This is a genomic window from Halopseudomonas pelagia CL-AP6, assembly GCF_000410875.1.
Classification (GTDB): domain Bacteria; phylum Pseudomonadota; class Gammaproteobacteria; order Pseudomonadales; family Pseudomonadaceae; genus Halopseudomonas; species Halopseudomonas pelagia.
In genome coordinates this window covers 136,668-149,391 of the sequence record NZ_AROI01000009.1, presented here as the reverse complement: position 1 = coordinate 149,391, position 12,724 = coordinate 136,668, and the positions used below count along the sequence as shown (strand labels likewise).

General features: G+C 55.7%; 9 protein-coding genes and 3 tRNA genes. 1 reads left to right on the top strand and 11 read right to left on the bottom strand.

The genetic code is table 11. The features are described from left to right. Nucleotides 1-60: 60 nt before the first annotated feature. From K787_RS0108200 to K787_RS0108160, 9 genes are all read right to left on the bottom strand, one after another. Complete coding sequence (locus K787_RS0108200) at nt 61-1,956, bottom strand: SurA N-terminal domain-containing protein (RefSeq protein ID WP_022962311.1); 1,896 nt, start codon at nt 1,954-1,956, stop codon at nt 61-63. 265 nt (nt 1,957-2,221) lie between these two features. Continuing rightward, a complete protein-coding gene (locus K787_RS0108195; protein WP_022962310.1) occupies nt 2,222-2,494 on the bottom strand; it encodes an HU family DNA-binding protein in 273 nt (90 codons plus the stop codon). Nucleotides 2,495-2,708: 214 nt separating this feature from the next. Beyond that, a complete protein-coding gene (gene lon, locus K787_RS0108190) occupies nt 2,709-5,108 on the bottom strand; it encodes an endopeptidase La (protein WP_022962309.1) in 2,400 nt (799 codons plus the stop codon). 220 nt (nt 5,109-5,328) lie between these two features. Further along, nucleotides 5,329-6,612: an ATP-dependent Clp protease ATP-binding subunit ClpX gene (gene clpX, locus K787_RS0108185; RefSeq protein WP_022962308.1), complete on the bottom strand. Its 1,284-nt coding sequence runs from the start codon at nt 6,610-6,612 to the stop codon at nt 5,329-5,331. A 164-nt stretch (nt 6,613-6,776) separates the two neighbouring features. After that, nucleotides 6,777-7,418 (bottom strand): ATP-dependent Clp endopeptidase proteolytic subunit ClpP, encoded by a 642-nt coding sequence (gene clpP, locus K787_RS0108180; protein WP_022962307.1) that lies wholly within the window; start codon nt 7,416-7,418, stop codon nt 6,777-6,779. 90 nt (nt 7,419-7,508) lie between these two features. Next, nucleotides 7,509-8,855, bottom strand: a complete 1,347-nt coding sequence (gene tig, locus K787_RS0108175; RefSeq protein ID WP_022962306.1) for a trigger factor — start codon at nt 8,853-8,855, stop codon at nt 7,509-7,511. 203 nt (nt 8,856-9,058) lie between these two features. Next, nucleotides 9,059-9,143, bottom strand: a tRNA-Leu gene (locus tag K787_RS0108170). Nucleotides 9,144-9,195: 52 nt separating this feature from the next. Next, nucleotides 9,196-9,271, bottom strand: a tRNA-His gene (locus K787_RS0108165). Between the two features lie 55 nt (nt 9,272-9,326). Then, a tRNA-Arg gene (locus K787_RS0108160) sits at nt 9,327-9,403 on the bottom strand. A 299-nt stretch (nt 9,404-9,702) separates the two neighbouring features. On the opposite strand from K787_RS0108160, the gene folD reads away from it, so the two are divergent. Then, a complete protein-coding gene (gene folD, locus K787_RS0108155) occupies nt 9,703-10,557 on the top strand; it encodes a bifunctional methylenetetrahydrofolate dehydrogenase/methenyltetrahydrofolate cyclohydrolase FolD (RefSeq protein WP_022962305.1) in 855 nt (284 codons plus the stop codon). Between the two features lie 21 nt (nt 10,558-10,578). Here the strand turns inward: folD and K787_RS0108150 are convergent, their stop codons facing one another. Beyond that, nucleotides 10,579-11,367, bottom strand: coding sequence for an SDR family oxidoreductase (locus K787_RS0108150; RefSeq protein ID WP_022962304.1), 789 nt, complete (start codon nt 11,365-11,367; stop codon nt 10,579-10,581). 119 nt (nt 11,368-11,486) lie between these two features. Continuing rightward, a complete protein-coding gene (gene prpF, locus K787_RS0108145; protein WP_022962303.1) occupies nt 11,487-12,692 on the bottom strand; it encodes a 2-methylaconitate cis-trans isomerase PrpF in 1,206 nt (401 codons plus the stop codon). Between the last annotated feature and the right edge of the window lie 32 nt (nt 12,693-12,724).

The window sequence follows — 12,724 nt, the reverse complement described above, 5'->3', positions numbered from 1 at the left end:
AAATCGCAGGCACAAAAAAACCGCAGTGATGCGGTTTTTTTGTGCCTGGCTGCTGAGCTATCAATAACGCTCGATATCAGCCTGCTCTTTCAGGCGTTGTTGCAGCGCACTGAAATCCTGCTGGCCCGCCTGCCCTGCGATGAAGCGCTGGTACATGTCACCATCGACCGCTTCCTCCAGGCTCTCAGGCGTCGCTACGCCGTTAAGTTGAACAATCCACTGACTGCCATCAGGGCGACGGAAATGGCCGTAGACAGGCCGCTCAGCGCTTGGACGCGGCATTGCAAAGACATTGCGCAGCAGCGCGGCGGGCACATCACTGCTGGAGCGCCGGATAGCCTCATGCGTTGCCCAACTTTGACCCAACTGTTCGGCGAGAGTAGCCGTGTCTAGCTTACCCTCGCGCAGTGCAGCGACGTGCTCTGCCGCTTGGCTATCAGCCAGCTCAACTGCACGCTCAAAGCGCAGCGTGTCTTCGATGTCGTCTCTGACCTCTTCCAGAGGACGCTGAGTGGCCCGCAGGTGCTCTTTAACCCGCAGAACCACGGCAGTATCTGCGTCCAGTTCAATCAGTTGACTATTCAAGCCGTCAGACAGGACTTCTTCATCGAAGGCTGCGGCCATAAACCGGGGATTCGCCGTCAAGCCCTCATCACCCTGACGGCCCACCGGGCCAATCGTCTGAATCTCAAGCTCAAGCGCTCTGGCAGGTGCCGATAGATCTTCCGACTCATAAGCCAGGTTGGCCAACTCGCGTGACACCTCAACAAAGCGACGCTCGACTTGCGCGGCTTTCAACTCGCGTTCAATTTCAGGCCGCATCGATTCAAGCGATGGCACCTCAGGTGCCAGCAGACCCGTCATCTTGACCAGATGGTAACCAAAATTGGTCCGTACCGGCTCGGATACCTGACCTTGCTCAAGACCGAACAACGCTTGTTCAAATGCGGCATCATAGCTACCACGTACCGCATAGCCCAGATCACCACCGCCACTGGCACTGCCGCTGTCATCTGAAAGCTCGCGAGCTAACTCGGCAAAATCCTCACCCTGAAGCAAACGCTCGCTAGCCGCCTGGGCCTGCTCAAGCGCTTGCGCTTGCGCCTCGGCATCGCCCTCAGGGGCTTCGAACAGAATATGCGAAACGCGGCGCTGTTCTTCCAGGTTACCGATTTCCTGTTCGTACATGGCCTGCAGTTCACTTTCGTCGATTTCGACCTGATCAAAGAAATCGCTACGCGACAGGGTCAGCACTTCCAGTACAACCTGCTCTTCGGTCATAAACTGCTTGGCCTTGGCCGTGTAATAGTCGCTGATGTCGTCCTCTTCGATTGTCACCGCCGCGCTGTCCACAGCCAGTTCGATGGCGGCGAAATCGCGGCTCTGTTCTTCCAATCGGGCCAGCTGCAGACGCTCGGATGGCGTGGCGAACGCGCTCGCCTCATAGGCGCTACGCAATTGGTTGATCATCAGTTCCTGGCGTACCAGATCACGGAAAGCCATGCGCGAGGCCAGGCCCATGTTACGGATGACAATATCAAATCGACCGGCATCAAACTGCCCGTCAACTTGAAAATCCGGGGTAGACAGGATTAGCTGGTCAATCATCTGTTCGGAGATGCGCAATTTCGCGGCCTGGGCACCATCGAGCAGGACAGCGCGGTCGATCAGGTCCTCAAGCACCGACTCACGCAACAGATTGTCATTGATCATAGCTGGATCAAAACTGTCATTGAGCTGCTGCATCTGCTGAACCAGTTGCCGCCGCTGCATAGCCACGGCCTGATCAAGCTCTATACGAGAGATCTCAGCATCGTTCACCGCCGCAGCCGTCTGCGCATTGCTGGCGAAATTGCTGATCGACTCCCAGCCAGTCAAAGCGAAAATCAACACAATAACGCCGACGATCACCTTGGCGATCCAGCTTTGTGCATTTTCCCTCATTTTTTGCAGCATCTTGCCCCCAAAAAAACTGTTATCTGCCGCACACCTGATTTAGTGGCTGGCTGATGCCAGGTGACCGAGGTCTACCTGACATTTATTGTTCTGCTGATATTGTCCTGCTGAAACAAGAAAGGCGCATCGAGGATGATGCGCCTTTCGGGAAACTGACCGAATCATCGGTGGGTGTCTGCCTATACAGCGATAGCCATAAACGCTGATGATTCGACGGCCATATCGGAGCCGAGGCGCCGATACAGCAATCAGTTACAGGACGCTATCAGTTAACCGCGTCCTTCAGTGCTTTACCGGCTTTGAAGCCAGGAATCTTGGCAGCACTGATTTCGATCGGGTTACCCGTCTGTGGGTTACGACCAGTACGAGCAGCGCGATCTTTTACCGCAAAAGTACCGAAACCTACCAGCACAACCGAGTCACCAGCCTTCAGAGCACCAGTGATGGACTCGATGACGGCGTCAAGAGCACGACCGGCAGCAGCTTTAGGAATATCGGCGGAGGCGGCGATGGCATCAATCAATTCAGACTTGTTCACTCTAAGTCCCCTTATAAATTTCAGTGAGTTGTTAGTCGTTATGTAAGCTTGTGGTCTTAGCAAAGCCGTGGCCAGTCAGCATACCTGCTTAGGTCGAAGCACGCTTTATAGCAAGCGGTCAAAAACCGTGTCAAGGAATGCCTGTGGTATCGCCGGTCTGATCGTCAAGCCCTCAACCCTTCGGGTGAGATCATACGTCCAGACCGCTGATACCTCAGTGAGTGCTGATGCGCTTCTTTGCATCGGCTCCGTGATTGTCATCCTTTGCAACCATCTCTTCAACCCCTTCTTGCAAGGGCTCCGGCATGTATTGCAGCGCAATCTGTAACACTTCGTCAATCCATTTCACTGGTTTGACGTCAATATCCTGTTTGATCTTGTCAGGAATCTCCTTCAAATCGCCCACATTGTCATGCGGAATAATCACGGTTTTTATCCCGCCACGATGCGCCGCGAGCAATTTTTCCTTGAGGCCGCCAATGGGTAAAACCTGGCCCCTCAGAGTGATCTCACCGGTCATCGCCACGTCTGCACGCACCGGAATACGGGTCAATGCCGACACCAGCGCGGTACACATGCCGACCCCGGCACTGGGTCCATCCTTGGGCGTGGCACCCTCAGGTACGTGAATGTGGATGTCGTGTTTCTCATGAAAATCCGCGGCGATACCGAGGCTCGCAGCCCGGCTGCGAACGACCGTCAGCGCGGCACTGATTGACTCCTGCATGACGTCGCCAAGCGACCCTGTTTTGATCTGACGACCCTTCCCAGGCACCACAACAGCCTCGAGACTGAGCAATTCACCACCGACCTGAGTCCAGGCCAAGCCGGTGACCTGACCAATCTGGTCGGCTTCTTCGGCCAGGCCGTACTTGAATTTGCGCACGCCAAGGAGTTTTTCCAACAATACGCCGTCCACAATCACGCTCGCCTTACCGCGTTTGCCAACCTGTTCGCGGACGACCTTGCGGCATAATTTGGCAATCTGTCGCTCAAGGCCACGCACCCCAGCTTCGCGAGTATAGTAACGAATGATGTCGCGGAGCGAATCATGCGTGAAGGTCAGTTCACCTTCTTTCAGACCATTATTCTTGGTCTGCTTGGCCACCAGGTAACGCTGGGCAATGTTGATTTTTTCATCTTCGGTATAACCGGGGATGCGAATAACCTCCATGCGATCAAGCAGCGGCGCCGGTATATTCATCGAGTTCGCAGTACAGATAAACATCACGTCCGACAGGTCATAATCGACCTCCAGGTAGTGATCGTTGAAGTTGTGATTCTGCTCAGGATCCAGCACCTCAAGTAGCGCAGAAGACGGATCGCCGCGCATATCCTGACCCATCTTGTCTATTTCATCGAGCAAAAACAACGGGTTACGCACACCCGCCTTGGACATCTTTTGAATCAGTTTGCCCGGCAAAGAGCCTATATAGGTACGTCGGTGACCGCGAATTTCGGCCTCGTCCCGCACGCCCCCCAGTGCCATACGCACGAACTTGCGGTTGGTTGCGCGGGCCAAAGATTCACCCAGCGACGTTTTACCAACACCGGGCGGCCCAACCAGGCACAGGACTGGCCCTTTCAACTTGCGCACGCGCTTCTGCACCGCGAGATATTCCAGGATGCGCTCCTTGACCTCTTCCAGGCCATAGTGGTCAGCATCCAAAACCTCTTCAGCCTTTTTCAGATCGTGCCTGACCTTGCTGGCTTTCTGCCAAGGCACGCTGGTCAACCAGTCAATATAAGAACGCACGACGGTGGCCTCGGCCGACATCGGCGACATCATTTTCAGCTTGTTCAGTTCCGCGGTCGCTTTGGCGTGCGCCTCTTTACTCATGCCGGCGCCATCGATCTTGTTTTTCAGCTCGTCCAGCTCGCCGTGACCTTCGTCCAGCCCACCCATTTCTTTCTGGATGGCTTTCATCTGCTCATTCAGATAATACTCGCGCTGGCTGCGCTCCATCTGCTTCTTGACCCGGCCGCGAATACGCTTCTCGACTTGCAGCAAATCTATTTCGCTATCCAGCACGCCAAGCACATGTTCGACGCGTTCGCGCAGGGGTAGGATTTCCAGGATTGCCTGCTTTTGGTCCAGCTTGAGGGTCAGATGGGCGGCCATGGTATCTACCAGGCGGCTAGGTTCCTCGATACTCGACAGCGATGAGAGCACTTCGGCTGGGACCTTCTTGCCCAATTGAACAAACTGCTCGAACTGGCTCATCAGACTGCGAATTAATACCTCGGCTTCGCGCTCGTCCAGCGTACTTTCTTCAAGCCACTCGGCTCTGGCGACCTGGTATGTACCCAGCTCGTCAACCTGATCGATACGTGCGCGCTGCTCGCCCTCGACCAGCACCTTCACCGTCCCGTCAGGCAGCTTGAGCAGCTGCAGGATGGTCGCCACGGTACCTAGGCCATAAAGCCCATCACGGCCAGGGTCATCCTCGCTAGGATTGCGCTGTGCGACCAGCAAAACCTGCTTGTTGCCAGCCATGGCCGCTTCGAGCGCCTCTATGGACTTGTCGCGGCCAACAAACAGGGGAATGACCATGTGGGGGTAAACCACCACATCACGTAGTGGCAGTAGCGGAAATTCGCTGAGTGTCGTCATGGCTGAGGCTCGCTTGCTGAGGAGCGCAGCCAACAGCTACGCTCGAAATAAAAAATGTCCATGCTTTCAAGATGGGGGCATTGCAGCGAAAAAACAAGGCGGTTCACCGCAAGCAAAGTAAGAGATTGCAACGCGGTGTGTAGTACCAATAAAAACGCCCGGCGTTCTGATGAACTACCGGGCGTCGGGCGTCGCACGCCGGGCGTCGTACTTGCCGGAATTAATCCTCCGGCATAGCCTTGGACGGCTTCTCGACTGATTCGTAAATCAGCAAGGGTTTGGCGTCGCCACTGATAACGTTTTCATCGATCACCACTTTACTGACATGCTCGGCAGAAGGAATCTCGTACATGGTTTCCAACAGTACGTTCTCCAAAATGGAGCGCAAACCGCGGGCACCGGTCTTGCGTTCCAAAGCGCGGCTGGCAATAGCCGTCAGCGCATCGGGGCGAAACTCGAGTTCCACATCTTCCATTTCAAACAGCCGTGCATATTGCTTGGTCAGTGCATTCTTGGGTTCGGTCAGAATCTGAATCAGCGCCGCTTCATCCAGCTCATCCAGCGTAGCGATCACCGGCAACCGACCAACGAACTCGGGGATCAGACCAAAGCGCACCAGATCGTCCGGCTCAACACCCTTCAGCGTTTGCCCGACTTTCTTGCCTACATCCTGACTACGCACGGCGGCATTGAAGCCGATACCGCTCTTTTCCGAACGATCACGTATGACCTTTTCCAAACCAGAGAAAGCGCCACCGCAGATAAACAGAATATTACGTGTATCTACCTGCAGGAACTCTTGCTGCGGATGCTTGCGGCCACCCTGCGGCGGAACGGAAGCAACGGTCCCTTCAATCAGCTTCAGCAGCGCCTGCTGCACGCCTTCACCGGACACGTCACGCGTGATCGAGGGGTTGTCCGATTTGCGTGAAATCTTGTCGATCTCATCGATGTAAACAATACCCATCTGGGCCTTCTCGACATCGTAATCGCACTTCTGCAGCAACTTCTGAATGATGTTCTCGACGTCCTCACCGACATAGCCCGCTTCGGTCAGCGTGGTCGCGTCAGCAATAGTGAATGGTACATTGAGCAAGCGTGCGAGTGTTTCTGCCAGCAGCGTCTTACCCGAGCCAGTCGGCCCGATCATCAGAATATTGCTCTTGCCCAGCTCGACGTCATCTTTGCCTTCACGCTGGTTCAAGCGCTTGTAGTGGTTATATACCGCTACCGAAAGCACTTTTTTCGCGCGTTCCTGGCCGATCACGTATTGATCAAGAATGCCGCAGATTTCCTTTGGCGAAGGCAACTTCTGGCCAGCACTCTCGGACTGACTCTCCTGCACTTCTTCACGGATGATGTCGTTACACAGATCTACGCATTCATCACAGATAAATACGGAGGGGCCGGCAATCAGCTTGCGCACTTCATGCTGGCTCTTGCCGCAGAAGGAGCAATACAGCAGCTTGCCGTTGTCGTCACCCTTCCCAGTTATATCGGTCATTTAAAACCCCTACTTACGTTCACACTTATCCACAAAGATGCAGGCAATAACGCCTCTTTGCAAGCATGAACCTGTCAATGCATGCCCGCGAGCCCAACAGGCCTGCAGGTAAGTTAGGCCCGGTAAAACCGAGCCCGTTCAGTTGAACGTGCTTCAGCCGCGCTTTATTCGGCTACGACTCGGCGATCTAGCACCTTGTCGATCAAACCGTATTCGACAGATTCGCTGGCACTCATGAAACGGTCACGATCAGTATCACGAGCGATCACATCCAGCGTCTGGCCGGTGTGATGTGCGAGAATGGCGTTGAGTTTTTCTCTGATATTGAGAATTTCCCGCGCATGGATCTCGAAATCCGATGCCTGACCCTGAAAGCCACCCAGTGGTTGGTGAATCATCATGCGGGCATGCGGCAACGCAAAGCGCTTGCCGGCCTCACCACCAGCCAACAGGAACGAGCCCATGCTACAGGCCTGACCGATGCACAGGGTGCTGACATTAGGCTTGATGAATTGCATGGTGTCGTAAATCGCCATACCAGCCGTAACCGACCCGCCAGGCGAGTTGATATACAGGTGGATATCCTTATCAGGATTCTCCGACTCCAGGAACAACAACTGCGCCACAACCAGGTTGGCCATATAGTCTTCAACCTGGCCGACCAGAAAGATCACGCGTTCCTTGAGCAGACGCGAGTAGATATCGTAGGAGCGTTCGCCCCGGGCGGACTGCTCGACAACCATGGGAACCAGGCCACCTGCGGCTTGAATACCCGGCGGAAACTGACTGAAGCTGTTATGCGTCATGGATTAGTATCACTCCGATTGAGCCTTTAGCGAAAAAACGAAAGCCAGCACTATGGCTGGCTCACGCATTGCTTTGAGTGGATGACGATCTTACTCGTCAGCGCTGGCCTCAGCCTGGTCAGCTTCTAGGTTCTGAGCTGGTTGGGCGGGCTTTACAGCATCCTCATAAGGAACCGTTTTTTCGGTTACCTGAGCCTTCTGCAAAACAGTATCCACCACTTGCTCTTCCAGCACAACCGACTGAATTTCTGCTAATTGTTGCTCATTCTGGTAGTACCAGTTGATGACCTGCTCCGGCTCCTGATAGGCCGAGGCGAGATCTTCGACCATGGCACGTACACGGTCATTGTCTGGCTTGATTTCGTTCTGCTTGACCACTTCGGCAACAATCAGGCCAAGGCTGACGCGACGCTTGGCTTGCTCTTCAAAGAGTTCGGCAGGCAGTTGCTCAGGCTTGATATTGGCGCCGCCGAATTGCTGAACCGCCTGCTCACGCAAACGATCGATTTCAGTGGCGACCAGCGCCTTGGGTACGTCGATGCTGTTGGTTGCCAACAGACCATCCATAACCTGGGTCTTGACCTTGGTTTTGATCGCCTGACGCAGCTCACGCTCCATATTCTTGCGTACTTCGGAGCGGAAAGCCTCAATGCCGCCCTCTTCCACGCCAAACTTGGCGAAGAACTCATCGTCCAGCTCAGGCAAAACAGCAGCCGACACGCTGTGCACAATGACATCGAACTCAGCGGCCTTGCCAGCCAGTTCCAGATTCTGGTAATCCTCGGGGAAAGTCACCTTGAGAACCACCGAATCGCCCGCCTTGGCACCAACCAAGCCGTCTTCAAAGCCGGGAATCATGCGGCCCGAACCCAATTCGATCTGGGTGTTGCTGGCAGTGCCGCCCTGGAAGGGTTCGCCGTCAACCTTACCAACGAAATCAACCTTCAACTGGTCGCCGTTCTCGGCAGCACGAGCGACTTCGTCGAAGCGCTTGTTCTGGCCACGCAGAATTTCAAGCATTTTATCCAGGTCAGCGTCGGTGACTTCGGAGTCGACGCGCTCAACCTCAATGGCACTGAAGTCACCCAGGGTTATTTCCGGGTACACTTCAAACGTAGCGATGTATTCAAAATCCTTACCTTCGCTCAGCTCTTTAGGCTCAACGCTAGGCATGCCGGCAGGGTTTAGTTTTTCCTGCACGACAGCTTCATAGAAAGAAGACTGAATCATCTCACCCATGACTTCCTGACGGGCGGAGCCACCAAAACGCTTACGAATAACGCTCATCGGCACCTTGCCGGGACGAAACCCATCAACTTTGGCGCGGCTGGCCGTCTGTTGCAGGCGCTTGTTGACCTCTGATTCGAAGCGATCAGCAGGAATGCCTACGGTCATGCGGCGCTCAAGGCCGGAGATGGTTTCTACCGAAACTTGCATGGAGAGTCCTCGTTGAACGGGTCTGAATTAAATGGAGTGTCTGGTAAAAGGCCGATATTCTAATCTCTTCAGCAAGAGAAGTCATCATCAAGCCGCTGGGGGATATAAAACCGGGTCCTGCTGGGCCGCGTGCGATCGAATGGGCTGTGCCGGGTCCGACCGAGCCAGGGCCAGGCGGCCCATGAGCAAGAAAAAACAAAAGATGGTGCGGACGGAGAGACTCGAACTCTCACACCTCTCGGCGCCAGAACCTAAATCTGGTGTGTCTACCAATTCCACCACGTCCGCATAACAAGGCTTCAAACAACAACGCCAGGCCGGGGCCTGGCGTTTTAGAAAATGGGGTGGACGATGGGTTTCGAACCCACGACACCAGGAGTCACAATCCTGTGCTCTACCAACTGAGCTACGCCCACCATTACTTCTTTACTTCTTTTACTGCTCGCTTCAAGCATCCAGACCGCAGTGCGATGGTACGCCCGGCAGGACTCGAACCTGCGGCCACCCGCTTAGAAGGCGGGTGCTCTATCCAGCTGAGCTACGGGCGCCTTGTGCACCGTCCAGGACCCCTATGGGATCACTGAGCATGCCCACATCAGCAGCTTAAAGCCAGCAATATGGAGGAGCCTGGTCGCCTTCCAAACCGCTTTCGCTGTGTTTGTGAAGCGGGGCGAATAATACTCAGCCACCTTCCCCACGTCAACGTTTGTGCGTCGATTTTTTTAATTATTTTAGCAGCTTATGCTCGCCACACTAGAACATGAGGCTGCCCCTGCATAACAGTCTTTTGCCGCTAGGCCCTCCCGTGCGACAATCGCGCCACAATTTTGTTTGTGTCAGGAAGCCCATGAACGCCAAACTCATCGACGGTAAGCAGATCGCTGCCTCCATTCGACAGAATATAGCCCTGAAAGTCACCGAACGCCGAGAGCAGGGCCTCCGGCTTCCCGGCCTGGCCGTCATCCTTGTGGGGCAGGACCCTGCCTCCCAGGTGTATGTCAGCCACAAGCGCAAGGATTGCGAAGAAGTGGGCTTTGTTTCCCACTCTTATGATCTGCCCGCCGAGACTGAGCAACAGACGCTGCTGGAACTGATCGACAGCCTCAATGACGATCCAACCATTGACGGCATCCTGGTCCAACTACCCTTGCCGGCCCATCTGGATGCATCGCTACTGCTTGAGCGCATTCGCCCGGACAAGGACGTGGATGGTTTCCACCCGTTCAACATTGGCCGCCTGGCTCAGCGTATGCCGCTGCTGCGGCCGTGTACGCCCTTTGGTGTCATGCGCCTGCTGCAAAGTACCGGCGCGGACCTTTACGGCATGAATGCGCTGGTGGTTGGCGCGTCCAATATTGTTGGACGCCCCATGGCGCTGGAATTACTGCTTGGCGGCTGCACAACGACGGTAGCCCACCGCTTTACCAAAGATCTCGCTGAGCATGTAGGCCGTGCCGATCTGCTGGTGGTCGCGGTGGGCAAACCCGGCATCGTCAAGGGTGAGTGGGTCAAGCCAGGGGCTATTGTGGTGGACGTGGGGATCAACCGTACCGATGACGGCCGCCTGACTGGCGATGTGGAATTTGCCCCAGCCGCAGAACGTGCCAGCTGGATAACTCCGGTACCTGGCGGCGTAGGCCCGATGACCCGCGCCTGCCTGCTGGAAAATACCCTCTACGCCTGCGAGCACCTGCATCCCTGAAGCTGCCCTAGCAGCTGCACGCTACAGACTGGCGGTGCTGCCGCCATCCACCGGCAGATTAATGCCGTTGATATAGGCTGCAGCTGGCGAAGCGAGAAAACCTACCGCATTGGCAAACTCTTCCGGTTCGGCGAAACGCCGGACCGGAATACCCGCCATCATCCCCTCTGTCACCTGCTCAAGACTGCGGCCACTGGACTGGGCGATATGCCCGACAAGACTGTCCAGCCGTGCGGTTTTGGTCAAGCCTGGCAGCACGTTGTTGACGGTAATGCCCTGACTGCCCAACTCCCCCGCCAAGGTTTTTGCCCAGTTAGCCATTGCCGCACGAATGCTGTTGGACACGCCAAGATTGGCAATTGGCGTTTTAACTGACGTCGACAGTACATTGAGAATGCGCCCATAACCGGCCTCACGCATTCCCGGCAACAGTAGCTGCAGCAGGTGCTGGGCACTGACCAGATGCTGATTGAACGCCAGCGCATAGGCGCCCGGCTCGGCCGCGTGGGCTGGGCCTGGAGCAGGACCACCGGTATTATTGAGCCATATATGCACAGGACCACCGCGCTGTAGCTCGGCCGCCACCGCCGCACTGAGCGTAGCCACATCAGAGGCATCCACCGCAATGACACTGTGCTGCTGGCTCCGAGCTACCGACAGACTTTGCTTTACCGCGTGCAAATTGGCTTCACTGCGCGCCAGCAAAATGACCTCGGCGCCCTGCTCTGCTAATTGCCGCGCACAGGCCTCGCCCAAGCCCTGACTCGCGCCACACACCAGGGCACGCTTGCCCGAAAGATCCAGATTCATTCCTACACTCCTCGCAAGGCAGCCGCAAGTTTCAAGCTATAAGCGGCAAGCAAAATCCAACCATAGCACCCTGCCGCCTTTAACTTGTAGCTTGTAGCTTACAGCTTTCGGCTGCGTCCCTAGAAGCAGTCGGAAGGTACCCGAACCCAACCCTCCATCAGCACCCGCGCACTGCGACTCATAACGGCCTTTTTGACCGTCCACTCGCCGTTAACCTGCTTGGCCTCGGCCCCAACGCGCAAGGTGCCTGAAGGGTGACCGAAGACTACCGCTGTTCGATTTCCGCCACCGGCAGCCAGATTGACCAGCGTGCCCGGTATCGCCGCGGCAGTGCCAATGGCAACAGCCGCCGTACCCATCATCGCGTGATGCAGCTTGCCCATGGATAGCGCACGCACCAGCAGATCAGTGTCAGCGGCTTTTACCTGCTTGCCGCTGGAGGACACATAATCGGCCGGCTTGGCAACGAACGCCACTTTAGGCGTATGTTGCCGGCTGGCCGCTTCATCCACATGCTTGATCAAACCCATGCGCACCGCGCCATGGGCGCGGATGGTTTCAAATTTCACCAGCGCTGCAGGGTCGCCGTTGATGGCTTCCTGCAGTTCGGTGCCGTTATACCCGATGTCTTGCGCGTTGATAAATATCGTCGGAATGCCGGCATTAATCATGGTTGCCTGTAGCTTGCCAACACCAGGCACATCCAGCTCATCGACCAGATTGCCGGTCGGGAACATCGCCCCGCCGCCTTCTCCATCACCGTCATCAGCCGGATCGAGAAACTCGACCTGCACTTCCGCAGCGGGAAAGGTCACGCCGTCCAGTTCGAAATCACCGGTTTCCTGCACTTCACCGTCGGTCATCGGCACGTGGGCGATGATAGTTTTGCCGATATTGCTCTGCCAGATACGTACTACGGCAATGCCATCTTGCGGTACTCGCTCAGCATCCACCAGACGACCAGCGATAGCAAAAGCGCCCACCGCAGCAGACAGATTGCCGCAATTGCCGCTCCAATCCACGAAAGCGGTGTCGATCGAGACCTGACCGAACAGATAGTCCACGTCGTGCTCGGGCTGCGTGCTTTTCGCCAGAATAACCGTCTTGCTGGTACTGGATGTCGCACCGCCCATGCCGTCGGTCTGCTTGCCGTAGGGGTCGGGGCTGCCGATTACGCGTAGCAGCAAATCATCTCTGGCTTTACCCGGCACCTGCGCGACGCTGGGAAGATCTTGCAGGCGGAAAAATACGCCTTTACTGGTGCCGCCACGCATATAGGTGGCGGGTATCTTGATCTGGGGCGGATGAGCAGAGATCTGAGTCATTTAATGCTCCGTCAAAAACAGTGTTTAATTGA